This is a genomic window from Sinorhizobium sp. P24N7 (assembly GCF_042436655.1).
Classification (GTDB): Bacteria; Pseudomonadota; Alphaproteobacteria; order Rhizobiales; family Rhizobiaceae; genus Sinorhizobium; species Sinorhizobium meliloti_A.
Genome location: NZ_JBHMIW010000027.1, coordinates 66,401 through 87,403, shown reverse-complemented (window position 1 = coordinate 87,403; position 21,003 = coordinate 66,401). Strand labels below are relative to the sequence as shown.

General features: G+C 62.3%; 17 protein-coding genes. All 17 read right to left on the bottom strand.

Annotated features, from left to right (window positions below):
• Positions 1 to 1,596 precede the first annotated feature (1,596 nt).
• The 17 genes from dnaE to nuoL all read right to left on the bottom strand — a co-directional run bounded on the left by dnaE (position 1,597) and on the right by nuoL (position 21,001).
• Positions 1,597 to 5,106 carry a DNA polymerase III subunit alpha gene (gene dnaE, locus ACFHWW_RS32365; RefSeq protein WP_379943364.1) on the bottom strand — a complete coding sequence of 1,170 codons (3,510 nt, stop codon included), beginning with the start codon at positions 5,104 to 5,106 and terminating at the stop codon, positions 1,597 to 1,599.
• A gap of 477 nt (positions 5,107 to 5,583) precedes the next feature.
• Positions 5,584 to 6,270, bottom strand: a complete 687-nt coding sequence (locus ACFHWW_RS32360) for an ABC transporter ATP-binding protein (RefSeq protein WP_010969157.1) — start codon at positions 6,268 to 6,270, stop codon at positions 5,584 to 5,586.
• 17 nt (positions 6,271 to 6,287) lie between these two features.
• A complete protein-coding gene (locus ACFHWW_RS32355) occupies positions 6,288 to 7,601 on the bottom strand; it encodes a lipoprotein-releasing ABC transporter permease subunit (protein WP_198516727.1) in 1,314 nt (437 codons plus the stop codon).
• 15 nt (positions 7,602 to 7,616) lie between these two features.
• Positions 7,617 to 8,945, bottom strand: coding sequence for a proline--tRNA ligase (gene proS / locus ACFHWW_RS32350; protein WP_100672204.1), 1,329 nt, complete (start codon positions 8,943 to 8,945; stop codon positions 7,617 to 7,619).
• A gap of 745 nt (positions 8,946 to 9,690) precedes the next feature.
• Positions 9,691 to 9,987: a hypothetical protein gene (locus tag ACFHWW_RS32345; RefSeq protein WP_198516726.1), complete on the bottom strand. Its 297-nt coding sequence runs from the start codon at positions 9,985 to 9,987 to the stop codon at positions 9,691 to 9,693.
• A 21-nt stretch (positions 9,988 to 10,008) separates the two neighbouring features.
• Entirely contained in the window at positions 10,009 to 10,272 is a 264-nt protein-coding gene (locus ACFHWW_RS32340; protein ID WP_379943361.1) for a hypothetical protein, read from the bottom strand.
• Positions 10,265 to 10,771: a c-type cytochrome gene (locus tag ACFHWW_RS32335; RefSeq protein ID WP_379943359.1), complete on the bottom strand. Its 507-nt coding sequence runs from the start codon at positions 10,769 to 10,771 to the stop codon at positions 10,265 to 10,267. Before ACFHWW_RS32335 ends, ACFHWW_RS32340 begins: the two co-directional genes overlap by 8 nt.
• 18 nt (positions 10,772 to 10,789) lie before the next feature.
• Positions 10,790 to 11,212 carry a DUF411 domain-containing protein gene (locus ACFHWW_RS32330; protein WP_379943357.1) on the bottom strand — a complete coding sequence of 141 codons (423 nt, stop codon included), beginning with the start codon at positions 11,210 to 11,212 and terminating at the stop codon, positions 10,790 to 10,792.
• Positions 11,213 to 11,224: 12 nt separating this feature from the next.
• Positions 11,225 to 12,145 carry an exo-alpha-sialidase gene (locus tag ACFHWW_RS32325; RefSeq protein WP_379943355.1) on the bottom strand — a complete coding sequence of 307 codons (921 nt, stop codon included), beginning with the start codon at positions 12,143 to 12,145 and terminating at the stop codon, positions 11,225 to 11,227.
• Between the two features lie 218 nt (positions 12,146 to 12,363).
• A complete protein-coding gene (locus ACFHWW_RS32320; protein WP_379943353.1) occupies positions 12,364 to 12,738 on the bottom strand; it encodes a hypothetical protein in 375 nt (124 codons plus the stop codon).
• A gap of 26 nt (positions 12,739 to 12,764) precedes the next feature.
• Positions 12,765 to 13,034 (bottom strand): DUF1467 family protein, encoded by a 270-nt coding sequence (locus tag ACFHWW_RS32315; protein ID WP_018094857.1) that lies wholly within the window; start codon positions 13,032 to 13,034, stop codon positions 12,765 to 12,767.
• Between the two features lie 82 nt (positions 13,035 to 13,116).
• Positions 13,117 to 13,521: a methylmalonyl-CoA epimerase gene (gene mce, locus ACFHWW_RS32310; RefSeq protein ID WP_018094856.1), complete on the bottom strand. Its 405-nt coding sequence runs from the start codon at positions 13,519 to 13,521 to the stop codon at positions 13,117 to 13,119.
• A gap of 53 nt (positions 13,522 to 13,574) precedes the next feature.
• Complete coding sequence (locus tag ACFHWW_RS32305) at positions 13,575 to 15,242, bottom strand: ribonuclease J (protein ID WP_379943350.1); 1,668 nt, start codon at positions 15,240 to 15,242, stop codon at positions 13,575 to 13,577.
• Positions 15,243 to 15,269: 27 nt separating this feature from the next.
• Complete coding sequence (locus ACFHWW_RS32300) at positions 15,270 to 16,037, bottom strand: biotin--[acetyl-CoA-carboxylase] ligase (protein WP_275596429.1); 768 nt, start codon at positions 16,035 to 16,037, stop codon at positions 15,270 to 15,272.
• Positions 16,034 to 17,476, bottom strand: coding sequence for an NADH-quinone oxidoreductase subunit NuoN (gene nuoN, locus ACFHWW_RS32295; protein WP_003531859.1), 1,443 nt, complete (start codon positions 17,474 to 17,476; stop codon positions 16,034 to 16,036). The genes ACFHWW_RS32300 and nuoN overlap by 4 nt, the downstream gene beginning before the upstream one ends.
• 19 nt (positions 17,477 to 17,495) lie before the next feature.
• Complete coding sequence (locus ACFHWW_RS32290; protein ID WP_379943347.1) at positions 17,496 to 19,007, bottom strand: NADH-quinone oxidoreductase subunit M; 1,512 nt, start codon at positions 19,005 to 19,007, stop codon at positions 17,496 to 17,498.
• Positions 19,007 to 21,001: an NADH-quinone oxidoreductase subunit L gene (gene nuoL / locus ACFHWW_RS32285; protein ID WP_275596430.1), complete on the bottom strand. Its 1,995-nt coding sequence runs from the start codon at positions 20,999 to 21,001 to the stop codon at positions 19,007 to 19,009. Before nuoL ends, ACFHWW_RS32290 begins: the two co-directional genes overlap by 1 nt.
• Between the last annotated feature and the right edge of the window lie 2 nt (positions 21,002 to 21,003).

Here is a 21,003-nt window from a genome sequence, read left to right as displayed (position 1 = left end):
GAAACCATCTTGGCCAGTGGCCCTGTGCGGCCACACCGAAAGGCCGAACATATGGAAGCAAGCGATCCGATCAAAAAATCTGCAAAAAACACTTGCAAGGGGGAGCCGTCCACATAAGGGATGAGGGTAGAGAGGGGGCGGCCCCTCGGCGCGTTTCATAACCCGTGAAGATAGTGAGGCGGCGCGGAAGGCCCCAAGTCACGCCCGTCTACAGCGTCCCGCTTCGCTTCGATGTAGTAGCCGCACATCCCGGTCCCTCATTCCTGTGCTTGTCACAGGAATCCAGCCAGACCAAGTCCTTGGGCTGGAAGGCTCTTCCGCGCCGCAGACGCGGCGCTGCTCTCATCCCTGTGACGAGCACAGCGATGAGAGTAGAGAGGGTGCGGTCCCTCGGCGCGCTTCATAAACCGTGAAGATAGCGAGGCGGCGCCGAAGGTCCCGGGTCACGCCCGTATACAGCGTCCCGATTCGCTTCGATGTAGTAGCCGCACATCCCAGCTCCTCATTCCTGTGCTTGTCACAGGAATCCAGCCAGACCAAGTCCTTGGGCTGGAAAGGGTCTTCCGCGCTGCAGACGCGGCGCTGCTCTCATCCCTGTGACGAGCACAGGGGATGAGGGTAGAGAGGGGTGCGGTCCCTCGGCGCGCTTCATAAACCGTGAAGATAGCGAGGCGGCGCCGAAGGTCCCGGCTCACGCCCGTATACAGCGTCCCGCTTCGCTTCGATGTAGTAGCCGCACATCCCGGTCCCTCATTCCTGTGCTCGTCACAGGAATCCAGCCAGACCAAGTCCTTGGGCTGGAAGGCTCTTCCGCGCCGCAGACGCGGCGCTGCTCTCATCCCTGTGACGAGCACAGGGATGAGAGTAGAGAGGGTGCGGTCCCTCAGCGCGCTTCATAAACCGTGAAGATAGCGAGGCGGCGCCGAAGGTCCCGGGTCACGCCCGTATACAGCGTCCCGCTTCGCTTCGATGTAGTAGCCGCACATCCCAGTTCCTCATTCCTGTGCTTGTCACAGGAATCCAGCCAGACCAAGTCCTTAGGCTGGAAAGGGTCTTCCGCGCCGCAGACGCGGCGCTGCTCTCATCCCTGTGACGAGCACAGCGATGAGAGCAGCGAGGGGGCGGCCCCTCGGCGCGTTTCATAAACCCGTGAAGATAGCGATGCCGCGCGGAAGGCCCCCATTCACGCCCGTATGCAGCGTCCCGCTTCGCTTCGATGTAGTAGCCGCACATCCCAGTTCCTCATTCCTGTGCTCGTCACAGGAATCCAGCCAGACCAAGTCCTTGGGCTGGAAAGGCTCTTCCCGCGCCGCAGACGCGGCGCTGCTGGATCCCTGTGACGAGCACAGGGATGAGGTGAGGAGAGATTGCAGTCCTCCGATACGTTTCCTACAGCGCCGCGCGCCTTACGCGCAAAGGTCGCTGTAGCACTTTGAGCTGCTGCATGTTTTTGTCCTTTGATCGGCTACGATCAAAGGACAAATGGAGTGGCGCACGGTCGGTGCTCGAGGTCTTCAAGCGACAAAACCGACCCGAGCTTCAACGCCATTATCCATCTCGCAGCCGTCATAAACTCAAAATGAATCTCGACGGGCCCTAAACCAGCTCGACGTCCACCACCCCGGGAGCGGAGCGAAGGGCGGCGGCGATCTCGGGTGAGATCCGGTATTTCTCGTTGAGCTCGACTTCGATCTCCCGCTGCCCGTTGTCCTTGATGACGATAAAGGAAACCAGGCCGTCCCCCTTGGCGTTCAGATGCGAGGCGATGGAGCGCAGCGGTCCGCAGTCGCGCACATAGACGCGCAAGGCCTTCTGCATCTGCAGCGATTCTTCCTCGAGCGAACGCAGGGTTCGGATGCGGAGGCCGATCCCTTCGGGCCGCTCTTCGGCGTCGACCGTCATCACCAGCGATTTGCCGGGCTCCAGAAGGTCGCGATACTGGTTCAGCATTTCGGAGAAGAGTACGGCCTCGAATTGGCCCGAAGCGTCCGAGAAGGCGACGATGCCCATCTTGTTGCCGGTGCGCGTCTTGCGTTCCTGCTTCGACGTCACCGTCCCGGCGAGGCGGCCCGCCGCCGCTCCCTGTTTTACGGCTGCCGAGAACTCCGCAAATGTCTGCACGCGCATCTTGGCGAGCAGATTGTTGTAGGTGTCGAGTGGATGGGCGGAGAGATAGAAGCCCAAAACCTGGAACTCGCGATGCAGCTTCTCCGAGGCGAGCCACGGCGTATAGGGCGGGAGCGCGATCCTCTCGGGCCCGGTTGCGGCGCCCGCGCCGAACATGTCGCTCTGGCCGCTCACCTTGTTTTCCTGGGCGCGCTGGGCGAAACCGAGGATACGATCGAGGCCGCCGACGAGCTCCGCCCGGTCGTAGCCGAAGCAGTCGAAAGCACCGGCGGCGATCAGACTTTCGAAAACACGCCGGTTCAAGAGCTTCGGATCGATCCTCAGGCAGAAATCTTCGAGACTTGCGAAAGGCCGATCGCCACGCACGGCGACGATGTGGTCGACGGCGGACTCGCCGACGCCTTTGAGGGCGGCGAGCGAATAATAGATGCGGTTGTCGCCGGTCTCGAAGTGGCGGTGGGAGGTCTGCACGGACGGCGCGACCACCTGGATGCCGAGGCGCATCGCATCCTGGCGGAAATCGTTGATCTTGTCCGTGTTCGACATGTCGAGCGTCATCGACGCTGCGAGGAACTCGACCGGATAATGCGCCTTCATGTAGGCGGTCTGGTAGGAGACGATGGCGTAGGCGGCTGCGTGCGACTTGTTGAAGCCGTAATTGGCGAACTTGGCGAGAAGGTCGAAGATCAGGTCGGCCTGCGGCTTCGAGACGCCATTCTTGACGGCACCGTCAACGAAGCGGGCGCGTTGCTTGTCCATCTCCGCCTTGATCTTCTTGCCCATGGCGCGGCGCAGAAGGTCGGCCTCGCCGAGCGAATAGCCCGAGAGCACCTGGGCGATCTGCATCACCTGCTCCTGGTAGACGATGACGCCCTGTGTCTCCTTGAGGAGGTAATCGATCTTCGGATGGATCGATTCGATCTCTTCCTCGCCGTGCTTGCGGGCGTTGTAGACCGGGATGTTCTCCATCGGTCCCGGGCGATAGAGCGCCACAAGCGCGATGATGTCCTCGATGCAGTCCGGGCGCATGCCGATCAGCGCCTTTCGCATGCCGGCGCTTTCCACCTGGAACACGCCGACCGTCTCGCCGCGCGAAAGGGTCTCGTAGGTCTTCAGATCGTCGAGCGGAATGCTTGCGAGGTCGATATGGGCGCCGCGCTTGCCGACGAAGTCGACGGCCGTCTTCAGAACGGTCAGCGTCTTCAGGCCAAGGAAGTCGAACTTCACGAGACCCGCCTGCTCGACCCATTTCATATTGAACTGAGTGACCGGCATGTCGGAGCGCGGATCGCGGTACATCGGCACGAGCTGCGAGAGCGGCCTGTCGCCGATGACGATGCCGGCCGCGTGCGTCGAGGCGTGGCGGTAAAGCCCCTCGATCTTCTGGGCAATGTCGAGGAGACGGGCAACGACCGGCTCCTTCTCCGCCTCCTCCTGCAGGCGCGGTTCCTCCTCGATCGCCTTGGAAAGCGGCGTCGGGTTGGCGGGATTGTTCGGCACCAGCTTGCAGATCTTGTCGACCTGGCCGTAGGGCATTTCCAGCACGCGGCCGACGTCGCGCAGTGCTGCGCGCGCCTGCAGCGAACCGAAGGTAATGATCTGCGCCACCTGCTCGCGGCCGTATTTCTGCTGCACGTAGCGGATGACCTCCTCGCGCCGGTCCTGGCAGAAATCGATGTCGAAATCGGGCATCGACACGCGTTCGGGATTGAGGAAGCGCTCGAAAAGCAGAGAGAAGCGCATCGGGTCGACATCGGTGATCGTCAGGGCATAGGCGACCAGCGAGCCGGCACCCGAGCCGCGGCCCGGCCCGACCGGAATGTCATGCTGCTTGGCCCATTTGATGAAGTCCGCAACGATGAGGAAGTAGCCCGGAAACTTCATCCGCTCGATGACGCCGAGTTCGAAGGCCAGCCGCTCCCGATAGTCCTCTTCCTTGTAGCCGGGCGCCATGCCGAGTTTGGCGAGCCGGCCCTCCAGCCCCTCCTCCGCCTGCCGGCGCAGCTCCGCCACCTCCGCGCGTTCGGCCTCCTCCGGATCATCCGAAGCGCCGGTAAAGCGCGGCAGGATCGGTCCGCGGGTCTTCAACATGAAGGAGCAGCGCCGCGCCACCTCGATCGTATTCTCCAATGCCTCGGGCAGATCCGCGAAGAGCGCCGCCATCTCCTTGCGGCTCTTCAGATAATGATCCGGGGTCAGACGGAAACGGCTGTCGTCGGACACCATCGCATTGTGAGCGACGGCCATCAGCGCATCGTGGGCATCATAGTCGGACGGCGACGGGAAAAACGCCTCGTTGGTGGCAACGAGCGGAACGTCGAACCGGTAGGCGAGATCGATCATGCGGTTCTCGTGACGCCGGTCGTAATTCCCGTGCCGCTGCAGTTCGACATAGAGGCGATCGCCGAAAAGCTCGATCAAGACTTTCAGGCGTGCCTCGGCCAGGGCCGGCGAACCCGACTTCAGCGCCAAGTCGACCGGGCCGGCTCCCGCCCCGGTCAGCGCGATCAGCCCGGACGTACCGCCTGCGGCGAGCCAGGAGCGGCTTATTCGCGCCTGCTGGTGTCCCTCGCCTTCGAGATAGGCGCGGCTGACGAGCTCTACCAGGCGAGCGTAACCGTCATCGGTCGCCGCGATCAGCACGATCGCGGGAAGCTTGACGAACTGATGCGCGTTTCCACGCCGCTCGCCCTCCGCTTCGTCCTCCATATCGATGGAGAGTTGGCAGCCGATTATCGGTTGCAATCCGTCGTCCGCGGCCTTCTGCGAGAATTCGAGCGCCGCGAATAGATTATTGGTGTCGGCGATGCCGATCGCCGGCTGATCGTCGGCGACCGCCTTGCCGATGATCTTCTTCAAAGGCAGGGCGCCTTCCAGCAACGAATAGGCGGAATGCACCCGCAGGTGAACGAACTGCGGATCCGCCGCAGCCCCTGTGCCGTGCCCGATACTCTGCCCGATACTCTGGTTGCCTGTCATCGCCGCACTCCGATTCTTGTCCGGCGCCGAGGATATCCTGTTTCCCGTCCCAACTGTCCAGTCTCAAGGACGGGCCGCCGGGGTTTTTGCCCGGCGTGTGGTGTTTGGTGTGCGTTCGACAGGAACGCGGAGCACGCTCGATAAATCCCGGTCACAGGCCGAGAGCGATTACCGAGATGCTCACGATGAAAAGGCTCATCGAGGCGAAGGCAGCAAGATCACGTACGAAATCAGCCATAACTTGTCTCCTTTCCGCTACTGTTCCCTTTTTGTTCTAATTTTGTTCGATAGTCAAGGAAGTCTGCATAGAAGACCCGCTATTCAGTGGCTATGGTTAACGTGCACCGGCGGCCCGCATTTGTGCATGCCCTTCCGAGGGTCGACACGCCTCGAATGGAACATGCAAGGAGCGCAGCCCGAAGCGGGTGACCGCGCCGCGAGTGAGGTCGGAGCCAAGTAGGCGCAGCGGCGGCCGAACTATTTCAGTTCGACGACCTTGCCGTCCTCGATGGTGACGCGGCGATCCATGAGTGAAGCGAGTTCGTGATTGTGGGTGGCGATCAGCGCCGCGAGCCCGGACTGGCGCGCCAGGGCTTCCAGCGCCTCGAACACATAGCCGGCCGTCTCGGGGTCGAGGTTGCCGGTCGGCTCGTCCGCCAGAAGGATGAGCGGCGCATTGGCGACCGCCCTGGCGATGGCGACGCGCTGCTGCTCGCCGCCGGAAAGCTCGGTCGGGCGGTGGCTGCCGCGATGGCCGATGCGCATATAGTCCAGGAGGGCCGATGCCCGCTCCGCCGCCTCGGCCTTGGGCAATCCGGCGATCAGTTGCGGCATCATGATGTTCTCCAGCGCCGAGAATTCCGGCAGGAGATGATGGAACTGGTAGACGAAGCCGATCTCGTTGCGGCGGATGGCGGTTCGCCGGTCGTCGCTGAGCCCGTTGCAGGAGGTGCCGTTCACGAGCACCTCGCCCTCGTCCGGGTGTTCGAGCAGCCCGGCGATATGAAGCAATGTCGACTTTCCGGTACCGGACGGGGCCACGAGGGCGACCGTCTCGCCGCTTCGCAACGTCAGGTCGGCTCCCTTGAGGATCGGCAGAAACGTGTCGCCCTCGCCATAGTGCCGCTCGATGCCGGAGAGCTGCAGTGCCACGCGCGCATTCATTTAAGCTGTTGTCCTTGTTATTCGTACCGCAGGGCCTGCACCGGATCGAGGCGCGAGGCGCGCCAGGCCGGGAAGATCGTGGCAAGGAAGGAAAGCGCAAGCGCCATGACGACGACGGTGACGGTCTCGTCGGCGTTCATATCGGCCGGAAGCTGGCTGAGGAAATAGAGCTCCGGATCGAAGAGCGTGGCGCCGGACACCCAGGAGAAGAACTGGCGGATCGACTCGATGTTGAGGCAGACGACGACCCCGAGGACGACGCCCGCGATGGTTCCCGTGACCCCGATTGCGGCGCCCGTCATGAAGAAGATGCGCATCACCGAGCCGGAGGTCGCGCCCATCGTCCTAAGGATCGCGATATCGCTGCCCTTGTCCTTCACCAGCATGATCAGGCCGGAGATGATGTTCAGCGCCGCGACCAGCACGATCAGCGTCAGGATCATGAACATCACGTTCCGTTCCACCTCGAGCGCGGAAAAGAATGTTCTGTTGCGCTCGCGCCAGTCCGTAATGAATATCTGCCGGCCGGCGGCATCCTCCACCGGCTTGCGAAGCTCGTCGACCGCGTCCGGATGCTCGGCGAATATCTCGATCGACTGGACGAGGCCTTCGGCATTGAAATAGAGCTGCGCTTCCTCGAGCGGCATGAAGATGATGGTGGCGTCGTATTCCGACATGCCCATCTCGAAGATGGCCGAGACGGTATAGGCCTTGACCCTCGGATTCATGCCCATCGGCGTGACGTCGCCGTTCGGCGAGGTGAGCGTGATCGTCCCACCCACCCGGATGCCCAGCTGCTCGGCCATGCGCGAGCCGATGGCGACGCCGCTGCCCGAGGCGAAGCCGACGAGGTCGCCGGACTGAATATTTCCCGAGATCGACTTCAGCTTGGTGAGGTCGTCGGCGCGTATCCCGCGAACGAGCGCACCCGTCGACGCATCGCCCAGGCCCTGTGCGAGAACCTGGCCCTCGACGATCGGAATGGCCATGGTCACGCCCGGAACGGCGGAGAAATTGGTGGCAAGATCGGCATAATTGGTGAGCGGGCCGTCCAGAGGCTGGACGATCATATGGCCGTTCATGCCGAGAATGCGCGAAATGAGCTCGGTTCGGAAGCCGTTCATCACCGCCATGACGATGATCAGCGTTCCCACCCCAAGCATGATCCCTATGAAGGAAAAGCCGGCAATGACCGAGATGAACGCTTCCTTGCGTCGCGAACGCAGGTAGCGCCAGGCGACCATACGCTCGAAGGCGGAGAAGGGACGGCTGGAAGATATGCTGGATGGAGCGGCAGCCTGCACTTGCTCATCCGTCGCCGCGGTCATCATCGATCCCTTCGTCTGTTATCTCGCCGCGACCAGTTTGTTGATCGCCGCTTCGACGGTCATCGTCTCCCGCGCGCCGGTCCTGCGGTCCTTCACTTCGACTTCGCCGTTCGCGATCGAACGCGGTCCGACGATCACCTGCACCGGCACGCCGATAAGGTCGGCGGTGGCGAACTTCCCGCCGGCGCGCTCGTCGGTGTCGTCAAGAAGAACGTCGAATCCAGCCTTGCCGAGATCGGAGTAGACCCTGCCGCAAGCCGCATCGCAAGCGTCATCGCCCGTTTTCATGTTGATGACGACGACGTCGAAGGGAGCGATCGCTTTGGGCCAGATGATGCCGTTGTCGTCATGCGAAGCTTCGATGATCGCCGGCACCAGGCGGGTCGGACCGATACCATAGGAGCCCATGTGCACCGTGTGTTCCTTGCCGTCCGGCCCGAGCACCTTCGCACCCATGGCCTCGGAATATTTGGTGCCGAAATAGAAGATGTGACCCACCTCGATGCCGCGCGCGGACAGGCGTTCGCCTTCGGGGATGGCGCCGAAGGCGGCCTCGTCGTGCATTTCCGAGGTCGCCGCATAGCGCGACGTCCACTTGTCGAAGATCGTCTTCAGGCCCGCGACGTCGTCGAAATTCGTATCCTCGCCCGGAATGTCGAAGCCGAGGAAGTCCTTGTGGCAGAACACCTCGGACTCGCCCGTGTCGGCAAGGATGATGAACTCGTGGCTGAGATTCCCGCCGATCGGGCCCGTGTCGGCACGCATCGGTATGGCGCGCAGGCCCATCCGGTCGAAGGTGCGGAGATAGGCGGCAAACATCTTGTTATAGGCGTGCTCCGCCCCTGCCCGGTCGAGATCGAAGGAATAGGCGTCCTTCATCAGAAACTCGCGCGAGCGCATGGTGCCGAAGCGCGGACGGATCTCGTCACGGAACTTCAGCTGAATATGATAGAGGTTCAGCGGCAGATGGCGGTAGGACTTGACGTAGGAGCGGAAGATGTCGGTGATCATCTCCTCGTTCGTCGGTCCGTAAAGCATCGGCCGGTCCTGCCGGTCCTTGATGCGCAGCATCTCCTTGCCATAGGCGTCATAGCGCCCGCTCTCCTGCCAGAGCTCCGCCGACTGCAGTGTCGGCATCAGCAGTTCGATGGCGCCGGAACGGTTCTGCTCCTCGCGAATGATCGCATTCACCTTGTCCAGCACGCGCTTGCCGAGCGGCAGCCACGTATAGATGCCCGCGGACTGCTGGCGGACCATGCCTGTCCTCAGCATCAGTCGATGGGAAACGATTTCCGCTTCCTTCGGATTTTCCTTCAAGATGGGCATGAAAAAGCGGGACAGGCGCATGACGGGTTCCAGAACTGGTGAATTCGCACTATCGACGGATTCAGGCAAAATGACGTTGTGCTTCGGCCGCTCCTTCGCCTGAGATCAGGGTAGGCAGCTGTTGCCATTCTAACAGGGCTCTTGATTTTCCCGGCGACGCATCGACGGGAGCCTTTCGAGTTCAGCGTTCATAGCCGCTTCGCGCGCGGAAGGGAACCCTGCCTTAAGGCCGGCTATCGCTGCGTCGACACATAACCCGGATGAGAAATACGGGTCGCGACCCTGCGGCAAAAGAGCACGCTAGTAACAGGACGAAGACAGTTGGTGTCAACGGAAAAATTTTACCCGACTGTAGCAAAAATGCAAAAAAAGCAGATGACAGCGCCCAAGGTTTGAGCTAATTTCGGCTCACAAAACAGGCAGGAAGACCAAATTCTTGCCGAAATTCGCGGTCAAGTCTTGGGAGGATAAGATCTTAGGCGCGCTCGTTCGCTGCCGCCGGAAACGGATTAAAGATCACGCGACACTTAAAAAACAAGGCTTTGGCCTTGTTTTTTTTTGGTTTTTCATCGCCCCCTCCGGGCGAAGCAGGCGCGAGAAAACGTCAATAATCTGTCTGTCAAGTGCGCAAACGCGCCGGCCGGCCTGCAAGCTTCCGCCCCCCCGGTTCTGCTACGTCATATTTTAGGGGTGAAAGAGCGTTGAAGGCGGCCCCCCCGTTGGTCCTTCGAGAGACCGCCCTCGTCTAGTATCCTACGGAGTTGCGTCAGCGGTCCTGCGGCAAAGGCTTTGCTTCCCGTTCGGTGGCCGGAGCCGCTTCGTCGCCGTGCAGCGGATGATGATGAGCCATCTGCTTCATCATCCCCGCGCATGCCTCCATCATCGGCCCCATGGCGCGCATCATGTCCATCATGCCCTTCATTCCGGACATGTCGCCACCCATCATATCCATGCCGCCCTTAACCGCCTCGTCTTTCGCGACGGGGGGCGCGCTATGGTTCGCATAGGCGGCGGTTGCAATGAGCAGTGCTGCTGAAAGCGTTAGCTTCGTAATGGTATTCATCCTGGTCTCTCCTTTCTCTGGTCACTTGGTTCGTTCATCGGTGGCCGATGCATCGGCCGGCTTCTTGCCTCGGCACATGACGCAATATCCGGTGGCACACATCACCGCGCAGGGCGCGAGGCTCAAGAGAATGGGGGCCACACCCGCCGCTGCGAGCCAGTCCCAATTTGCGGCCAGGCCGGTTCCGGCAACGCCCAGTCCGACAAGGATCCAGCCGCGGCGGCCGAACGGCATCCGCAGGCCAGCTACTTGCCTCGTGCTGGCGGCTTTTACGATTTCACTCATTTTCGAGTCTCCCGTTGTTCTCATGGCTCTGCCCGTCGCCCGCGGTGATCCGGGTCTGTATTTTGCGCTGGCGCTCCGGCCACCTGCTCTTGATGAACCCCAGAACCGCGGTGATCTCGGCATCGGTCAGCAGCCCCCCAAAAGCGGGCATATCGCTTTCGTAGTCCGGTAGAACCGCGCCGAGACCCGATTTGGTGAAGGTGAACAGCTCCTGATCCGAATGATGCCAGGTATGTCCGGTTGCATCATGCGGCGGCGCGGGCATGCGGCCGCTCGCTTTTCTCCGTCGCCAGTCAGGCTCTCCTTCCAGCCGCACCCCGTGGCAAGAGGCGCAATGGTCCTGGTAGATCGTCCGTCCCAGGTCGATCTGTTCGGACGTGACGGCCTCCCCCAGAAAGGTCAGGCCGTTGGCCACCGGCCGCTGCGCAGCGGCGGCAAACCAGCCCGCAGCGCCGATGCCCACCGCGACAAAGACCGTCATGAGTTTGCGCACACGCATCGGCCCCGCCTCCGCTGCTCACTCATCGGAATAGACCGCCGGGCCGTCGGGACCGAAAGAAAAGATGCGCAACGACCCCGTCTTTTTGGAGGCCATACCCGGCGCATTCGCCGGCATGCCCGGCAGCGTGATACCCGTGACGGCGGGGCGTTCATGGAGCAAACGCCGGATGATATCGGCCGGTATCAGACCGCTCAGGGTATAGCCGTCGATTTCCGCCAGGTGGCAACCCATGCCACGCTCAGGCACCCCCGCCGCCACCGAACGGTTGACGAAGTCCCGGTCATCGATCACGTGAACCTCGAAGTTCTCGGAGCGCAGGTAATCGACGTAGGCGTCGCAGCAGCCGCAATCCGGATCGCGCCAGACCGTCATCGGTTTTTCGGCAAGGGCCGGGGTCGCCAAGGCGAGAAAAACGGCCAGGGAAAGTATATTTCGCAAGAGAGTTCTCCTTCAGAGCTTCGTCCAGTTTGTGCCGCCATCGCGGCTGACTACGACCGCATCTTTCGTGACGGCGGCAAGCTGTTCGGGGTTTTGTGGATGCGATGCCAGGGCGAGCGCATTCAGCTCCGAGCTGCGGGACCAGTTCACGCCCGCATCTGCGGAAGTCCAAAGACCGGAAGGCATCGCGGCGAACAGCCTCTCGGATTCCGCGAGGCAGGAGACGAGCGCGCGGACCGCCTCCCCCTTGGGCAAGGGTGCTTCCGGTTTTTGCGGGCCGCCGGCAATCAAAGCGTCCATCGCGTCGCCCGCTACGATCGCCTGCCAGCGGCAGAAGCAGTCAGGCACCCGGATCAAGCCGGCCTCGGTTGCGGCATAGATCCAGATGCCCCCCATGCCCGAGGCGGTGTTCACCGAGGCGAGCCCGACGATCTCGCGTTCCCCGTCCCCGATCCAGGGCCGGTCCATTGCGAGGCTCCAGACCGCCCCGTTGTCTGTGCTGTGCCAGAGACCGTCACCTGCAACGGTGGCGTAGAGCGTGTCGGGCGCTGCGGCGGATGCGGCCAATGCGGTTACGGGCGCCCCCGGCAGTCCCTTTCCCGGGAATTGCCAGCTGCTGCCGCCATCCGAAGAACGTGCGATGCCGCCCCCTGCCAGACCGGCAACGATCTCACCCGCCCGCGCGGGGAGGCTGGCGAGCGCCGTCACGAAACCGGGTGACTTCAGGACCTGCCAGCCGATCACGGGAGCGAACCGTCGGATCTCTCCTTCGATCGCAGTTACGAGCGAATCGCCATCGAAAGCGATCGCGCGCGGGACAGAGGTCGCTGCCACGATCCTGTATGGCAACAGGACGAAGCCGGCGCCGGTGGCAAGCAAGCCCACAACACTTCGCCGGGATAGACCGGCGCATGCGGCCGTGGAAAAGATCATTGTCTTCCTCATATACGATTTCGATTGCAGCTATCGTCCTGCCTGAAGGCCGGCATCGGAACGACGTGGCTGAGATGGCGCGTGTCTGGCCTGGCCGCGTGCCCGGGCCGCCAGCGCCTATCAAAGCGACGGAGGACGGCTGAAACCTTGCTTCGGCGACGGTCGCCGTGGCACGGAAACTGACCGTTCCACGCACCTCTCAGGCATTGCGCGTCAGATCAGGCGAAATGTTTTGGGGGAAGAGGGTCCGGCGGTCCGATACGGCCAGGCCGATCTTCAGCCGCAGCGGGGCCGAAGACTTTTGACGGGACGATCGGTCGGTATCCGGGATAATCGACGGGCAGGCCCGACCCGAGGGAGGTGCAGTCGACGTTGCAGGCAAAGCCGTCAGCGTCGCCAGGCTCATCGTCGCAATCCGGGCACCCTGCCATCTGCGAGCCGGCATCGGCTGCCATGGCGATCATCATCGCCGTGCTACCTGCCGCCTGCGCAACGGTACTCGCGGCAAAGGCGGCGAGCCAAAGGCACAGGAGGAGGCGGGCAAAATACAGCATGCCCTTTATTAGCCGGCGGGCGAGTGGCTGTCGATTCACGAAACCGTGTCGCTGCGTTCCCGGCGTCAGTAGAATTCCGGCGCGAAGCGTGGGATTGCATCGATGTCGTAGCCGAGCTTCACCGAAACAATGTACCAGCCGAGATGGATGACGGCGGCAATGACCGTGGTCAGCAGTACGACCCTGAGGGCGCGGAAACGGGCTGGAGCACTCTCAACGGAGCCGGGGACGACGTCATTCTCTTCGGCTTGCGTACGCACACCGAGCGGCAGCACGACGAAAAGCGTGATCCACCAGATAATGAAGTAGATTGCAAAGGTAGAGAAGAGAGGCATCAAAAATCTCTGCGGTGGAGCGTTCGGCCGCGTTATAACCCCGCACGGCTCAACCGGCAAACCTCTTCCCCGCGCCCGACTGTCACACCTCTTCGAGCTCGATCAAGGTGCCCTGAAAGTCCTTGGGGTGAAGAAACAGGACAGGCTTGCCGTGCGCGCCGATTTTCGGGTTGCCGTCGCCGAGGACACGCGCTCCCGCCTGCCTCAGCCGGTCGCGCGCGGCGATGATGTCTTCCACCTCGTAGCAGATATGGTGCATGCCGCCGGCCGGGTTTTTCTCGAGGAAGGCGGAGATCGGCGATGTGTCGCCGAGCGGCTCGAGCAATTCGACCTTGGTATTGGGCAGCGTCACGAAAACGACGGTCACGCCGTGTTCAGGCAGGGCCTGCGGCTCGGAGACCGGCGCCCCCAGCGTAGCGCGATAGCTTTCGATGGCGACTGCAAGGTCGGGCACGGCGATCGCCACGTGATTCACTTTTCCCAACATCCGATGCTTCTCTCCCTGCCCTGCGGTTCACGATTTCGGAGGGTGCCGCCGGATCAGACCTTGGTGATGAACACCGTGACGACCGGCTTCTTGCCCCAGACCTGGTTCGTAGTGCTGCGCACGGCGCGGCGAACGGCTTCCTGCAGCATCGCGAGGTCCTTCCGCTTTGCCCGGGGAATGCTCTCTACAGCGCCGAGCACCGCATCATAGAGCGTGTCCTCCATCGCCTCGCCTTCGTCGTCGTATTCCGGAAGGCCGATCGGCACGACGTCCGGGTCGCCCAGAAAGTCGTAACGGCTGTCGAGGACGACACTGACGGAGACGTGACCGGCAAAGGAAAGCTTCCGGCGTTCGCCGATCCCCATCTCCTCGAAATCGCCGATGAGGGTGCCGTCCTTGTAGATGCGGCCGTGCGGCGCCTCGTCAATGACTTCCGCGGGTCCGGGCGCAAGCCGCAGCATTTCGCCATTGCGCAGCCGCGGCACGCTCGGGATACCCGATTGCAGTCCAAGCTCCGCATGCGCCGTCAGATGCGCCGCCTCGCCATGCACCGGCACGAGGATCTGCGGCTTCACCCACTGGTACATCTGCTGGAGCTCGGTGCGTCGCGGGTGGCCGGAAACATGCACCAGCGCCTCGCTGTCCGTGACGATGTGGATGCCTTGCTCGATAAGCCCGTTCTTGATGTCATTGATCGCTTTTTCGTTGCCGGGGATGGTGCGCGACGAAAAGACGATCGTGTCGCCGGCCGAAAACGCCACGTTGCGCATCTCGTCGCGAGCGATCTTGGCAAGGGCGGCGCGCGGCTCGCCCTGGCTGCCCGTCAAAATGACCACGACCTTGTCGCGCGGGACATAGCCGAACTCGTCCTCTGCCAGGAACGGCTTCACGCCTTCCATGAGCCCGACATCGCGCGCAACGTCGACGACGCGCTTCATCGAACTGCCGAGTAGAAGCACCTCCCGCCCGGCAGCCTCCGCCGCTTCCGCAACGGAGCGGATGCGCCCGACATTGGAGGAGAAGGTCGTGATCCCGACCCGGCCCTCGGCATCGGCAATGATCTTGGCGAGACTTTCGGAGACTTGCTGTTCGGACGGCGATACCCCCTCGCGCAGGGCATTGGTCGAATCGCAGACGAGAGCGAGGACGCCTTCCTCACCGATCTGGCGAAACCGCGACTCGTCGGTCAGCGGCCCGAGCGAAGGCTCGAGGTCGATCTTCCAGTCGCCCGTGTGCACGACCGTGCCGAGCTGCGTGCGAATGACGAGCGCCATCGGCTCGGGGATCGAATGATTGACCCCCACGGCTTCGACGCTGAAAGGTCCGACATTGATGCGGTCGCCCTGCTTGAAGATCGTGATCGGGATCTCGCTGCGGGATTTTTCGAATGCGCGCTTGGCCTCCAGCATGCCCGCGGTAAAGGGCGAGGCGTAGACGGGAACGTTCAGGCCCGGCCACAGATCGTTCAGGGCCCCGTAATGGTCCTCATGGGCATGCGTGATGATGATCGCCTTCAGATTGCGGCGCTGTTCGGCCAGAAAGGCGATATCGGGCAGAACCAGATCTACGCCGGGCAATTCCGGGCCGGGGAAGGTCACTCCGCAATCGACCATGATCCATTGGCGGTGACCTGGCCTTCCATAGCCGTAAAGGCCGAGATTCATGCCTATTTCGCCGACGCCGCCGAGCGGCAAGAACACCAGTTCTTCATCCTGCGCCATGTCGTGATGCGCCTTTGCTTTTTTCAATCATCCAAAAAATACGTCGCCCGCCGCAATGGTTTGCGGCGGGCCGGAACCCGTGTCGAGTAGAAGCCGGCCGTCCCGATCGATACCTGCAAAGCGGCCGGAAAGCGAGCGGTCCGGGAGGTTGACCGTGATCGCCTCGCCGATGCCCTTGGCCGCGGCGCGCCACTGATCGATGATTGCGGCGACGCCCGCGCCTCGGTCCCATACGGCGAGCGTTTCGGCCATGGTTACGAAAAGATGCGCGAACAGCTCCTCGGGAGAGGTCGTCGCGCCCTCCCGCCGAAGCGATGTGACGGGGTAAAGCGCGTCTTCAGGCATGACGGCGACGTTGATGCCGCAGCCAATCACCAGGGCCCGCCGCCCGTCGGCCAGAACCTCGCCTTCGAGAAGAATGCCGCAGGTTTTCCGCCCGTCGATAAGAATGTCGTTCGGCCATTTGATCGCGGCCTCGGCCCCGCCCGGTGGCATCACCCGGCGGATCGCCCGATGGACCGCGACCGCTGCGGCGAGCGGCACCGCATGCAGCCTGTCCACCGGCGCCGGATCGATGAGCAGCAGGGATGCGTAGAGGTTCCCCGGCTCCGAGAACCAGGCGCGGCCACGCCTGCCCCTGCCTCCGGTCTGGCGCACCGCGGTGATCCAGAGATTGCCGGGATCGCCCTCGCGCGCCCGCAGAAGGCACTCGTTGTTGGTCGAGACCGTTTCGGCGAGCGCGACGTGCCGGAAATCTTCAGGCGAACTCCGGCCGCCGCTTCGTCCGCCGGTCAAAAGAATGTCCGCGCCGCAGCTTCGGCAGCGGTTCCGAGCGGACCGCCGATGAGCACGTAGCCGAGCACGAAGAGGCCGGACAGACCGAACACCAGCCTAAGCTCGCCCGCCGTTCGGGCAAACTCGCCTCTCGGCTCCTCGAACCACATCACCTTGATGACCCGCAGATAGTAGTAGGCGCCGACGACGGAAGCGAGCACGCCGATGATTGCCAGGCCATAGAGCTGCGCCTCGATCGCCGCAACGAAGACGAAGTACTTGGCGAAGAAACCTGCCAGCGGAGGGATGCCGGCGAGCGAGAACATGAGGATCGTCAGCACCGTCGCCATGAACGGGTTGGTCTGCGAAAGACCGGCGAGATCGTCGATACCTTCCACATGCTCGCCTTCCCGCCGGCGCATGGCAAGGATGCAGGCGAAAGTGCCCAGCGTCATGACCATGTAGATCAGCATGTAGAGGATCACGCCGCGTACGCCGGCCATCGAGCCGGCCGCCAGACCGACGAGCGCATAACCCATGTGGCCGATCGAGGAATAGGCCATCAGCCGCTTGATGTTGCGTTGGCCGATCGCGGCGAAGGAGCCGAGCAGCATCGATGCGATCGAGATGAAGACGACGATCTGCTGCCAATCGGCGACCACCGGCTCGAAGGCGTTGATGACGATGCGCACGAGGATCGAAATGGCCGCGACCTTCGGTCCTGCGGCGAAGAATGCCGTCACCGGCGTCGGGGCGCCTTCGTAGACGTCCGGCGTCCACATATGGAATGGTACGGCGGAGATCTTGAAGGCGAGGCCTGCAAGAATGAACACAAGCCCGAAGACGAGGCCCAGCGAGCGGCCCTCAGCCGTGAGCGCCGCCGCGATCTCGTCGAAGCCGGTATGCCCGGTGAAGCCGTAGACGAGCGACATGCCGTAAAGCATCATGCCCGAAGACAGCGCGCCGAGAACGAAATACTTCAGGCCCGCCTCCGTCGACCGGACGCTGTCGCGGTTGATTGCCGCCACGACGTAAAGGGCGAGTGACTGCAGCTCCAACGACAGGTAGAGCGAGATGAGATCGTTGGCCGATATCATCAGCAGCATGCCGAGGGTGGCCAGAACCAGAAGCACGGGGAACTCGAACCGGTCGATCTGAGCCGAACGCGCGTGTCCGACGGTCATCACCATCACGGTGATCGAGCCGATCAGGGCGAGGACCTTCATGAATTTGGCGAAGGGATCCGACAGGAAGGCGCCGCCATAGGCCTCCCCCTCGCCCGTCTTCAGAACGAGCCACAGCCCGGCGATGATGAGCACTGCGACCGCAAGTCCGGTCACGGTCGGTGTGGCTCTTTCGCCCGAGAAGACGCCGATCATCAGGAGAGCCATCGCGCCGACCGCAAGGATCAGCTCGGGCATCGAAAGTTGCAGGCTGGCGATAAGGGTTTCAGCAGTCATGTCACATCACGTCCCTTGATCATTGCACCGAAAGCGCAACGTCTTGCGCTGCCTGCAGGGCGGCGGCGTAGTTGTTGACGAGCAAGTCCACGGAGGCCGCGGTCGCGTCGAAGACCGGTGCCGGATAGACACCGAAGAAGATGGTCAGGATCACCAGCGGATAGAGAATGAGTTTCTCGCGCCCCGACAGATCGAGCAGCGCCTTCAAGCTTTCCTTTTCCAGCGCACCGAAAATCACACGGCGGTAGAGCCAGAGCGCGTAAGCCGCCGACAGAATGACGCCCGTCGTCGCGAACAGGGCGACCCAGGTGTTGGCGCGGAAGGCGCCCACCAGCGTCAGCACTTCGCCAACGAATCCCGACGTTCCCGGAAGGCCCACATTGGCCATGGTGAAGACCATGAAGGCGACGGCATATTTCGGCATGTTGTTGACGAGGCCGCCATAGGCCGCGATCTCGCGCGTATGCAGCCGGTCATAGACGACGCCGACGCAAAGGAAGAGCGCGCCCGAGACGATGCCGTGCGACAGCATCTGGAAAATCGCTCCCTGGACACCCTGAACATTCGCCGCGAAGGTTCCCATCGTCACGTAGCCCATATGCGCCACTGATGAATAGGCGATGAGCTTCTTGATGTCGGTCTGCATCATCGCGACCAGCGAGGTGTAGATGATCGCAATGATCGACAGGGTGAAGACGAACGGCGCGAAGAAGTCGGACGCCAGCGGGAACATCGGCAGGGAGAAGCGCAGGAAGCCGTAGCCGCCGAGCTTCAGGAGGATACCGGCCAGGATGACCGAGCCTGCCGTCGGCGCCTGCACGTGCGCATCGGGAAGCCAGGTGTGCACCGGCCACATGGGCATCTTCACCGCGAAGGAAGCGAAGAAGGCAAGCCAGAGCCAGGTCTGCATTTCGCGCGGGAACTGATAGGCGAGCAACTGCGTGATGTCGGTGGTGCCCGCCTGCCAATACATCGCCATCATGGCAAGCAGCATCAGAACGGAACCGAGCAGCGTATAGAGGAAGAACTTGTAGCTTGCGTAGACGCGCTCCTTGCCGCCCCACACACCGATGATGATGAACATCGGGATGAGCCCCGCCTCGAAGAAGACGTAGAAAAGGATGATGTCGAGCGACACGAAGACGCCAAGCATCAGCGTTTCCAGGATCAGAAACGCGATCATGTATTCCTTCAGGCGCTTCTCGATCGTCACCCAGCTTGCCAGCACGCAGAACGGCATCAGGAATGCCGCCAGCGGGACGAAGAGTATGGAAATGCCGTCGACGCCCAGATGATAGGAAATGCCGGTGCCGAGCCACTCCCGCTTCTCGACCATCTGGAAGCCCGGATTCGACGGGTCGAACTGGTACCAGATGTAGAGCGACACGAGGAAGGTGAAGACCGTCGTCAGCAGCGAGACGTTCAGGATGTTGCGGCGGCCGTAGGCGCTGTCTTCCCTTGTGAGCAGGAGAAGCAGAACGCCGACGAGCGGCATGAAGGTGACCGCGGAAAGTACGGGCCAATCGGTCATCAGAAGGAACTCCCGAGCATCATCCAGGTAACGAGCGCTGCAATACCGATCAGCATGGCGAACGCGTAGTGGTAGAGGTATCCGGTCTGCAGGCGGACCACCCGGTCGGTCACGTCGAGAACGCGCGCAGCGATCCCGTTCGGGCCGTACCCGTCGATCACCCGGCCGTCACCCTCCTTCCAGAGGAAGGTGCCCAGGCGCTTGGCGCTGCGGACGAACAGGAAATCGTAGAGTTCGTCGAAATACCACTTGTTGAGCAGGAACTGGTAAAGCCCGCGATGCTGCTCGGCGAGATATTTCGGCGTCTCCGGCGAACGGATGTACATGTACCAGGCCGTGAAGAGACCGAGCGCCATGGCCGCGAACGGGCTCCATTTCACCCATAGCGGAACGTGGTGGTACTCCTCGAGAAGCTCGTTTTCGGCGGACGTGAACAGAGCGCCCTGCCAGAACTCGGCGTAGTGGTGACCGAAGAAATAATCGTGGAACAGGAAGCCCGCGACGAGGGCGCCGGCGGCAAGGATGTAGAGCGGCACCAGCATGACCTGCGGCGACTCGTGGACGTGATGCATGACGTCGGAGGAAGCGCGTGGCTTGCCGTGGAACGTCATGAAGGTCAGACGCCAGGAATAGAAGCTGGTGAAGAGCGCCGCGATGACCAGCAGCACGAAGGCCAGACCGGAAACGACGCTATGCGACGCGAAGGTGGATTCGATGATCGCGTCCTTCGAGAAGAAGCCCGCCGTGCCGATGACCGTACCGGGAATGCCGACGCCGGTGAGCGCGATCGTACCGATGAACATCATCCAGTAGGTGACCGGAATATGCGTGCGCAGTCCGCCCATGTAACGCATGTCCTGCTCGCCGTCGACGGCGTGGATGACCGAGCCCGCGCCCAGGAACAGGAGCGCCTTGAAGAAGGCGTGCGTGAAGAGGTGGAAGATCGCCGCGCCATAGGCGCCGACGCCGAGCGCGACGAACATGTAGCCGAGCTGAGAGCAGGTCGAATAGGCGATGACGCGCTTGATGTCGTTCTGGACGAGACCGACGGTCGCCGCAAAGAATGCGGTGATCGCGCCGATCAGGGTGACGACCGTCAGGGCGTCTGGCGAAAGCTCGAAGAGCGGCGACATGCGGGCAACGAGGAAGACGCCCGCGGTCACCATGGTTGCGGCATGGATAAGGGCCGAAACCGGGGTCGGGCCTTCCATGGCGTCCGGCAGCCAGGTGTGCAGCAGGAACTGCGCCGACTTGCCCATCGCGCCCATGAAGAGCAGCAGGCAGGTGGCCGTCAGGGCATGCCCCTTGTCGAGCTGCATTCCGAAGAGATTGATGACCGCGTCCCCTGCCGCAGCACCCTCGGCCGGCAAATAGTTCTGCGCGGCGGCGAAGATGGTCTCGAAATTGATCGAGCCGAAGAGGACGAAGACGCTGAAGATGCCGAGCGAGAAGCCGAAGTCGCCGACGCGGTTGACGATGAAGGCCTTCATCGCCGCCGCATTGGCGGACGGCTTCTTGTACCAGAAGCCTATCAGCAGGTATGACGCGAGACCCACGCCCTCCCAGCCGAAGAACATCTGCAGCAGATTGTCCGACGTGATGAGCATCAGCATCGCGAAGGTGAAGAGCGACAGATAGGCGAAGAAACGCGGCCGGTTCGGATCGTGGTGCATGTATCCGATCGAATAGATGTGCACCAGGGTCGAGACGGTGTTGACGACGACGAACATGACGGCCGTCAGCGTGTCGACGCGGAAAGCCCATTCGACATCGAAGCTTCCGGACTGGATCCAGCGCAGCACCGAAACCTTGATCATCTCCTCTTCGCCGAGGGCGACGTGGAAGAAGACGAACCAGGAGAGCGCTGCGGTGACGATCATCAGGCCGCTGGTCACATATTCGGATGCTTTGGCGCCGATCTGCGTGCCGAGAAGGCCGGCGATCAGGAAGCCGATCAGAGGCAGGAAGACGATAGCCTTGACGATGGTATCCATAG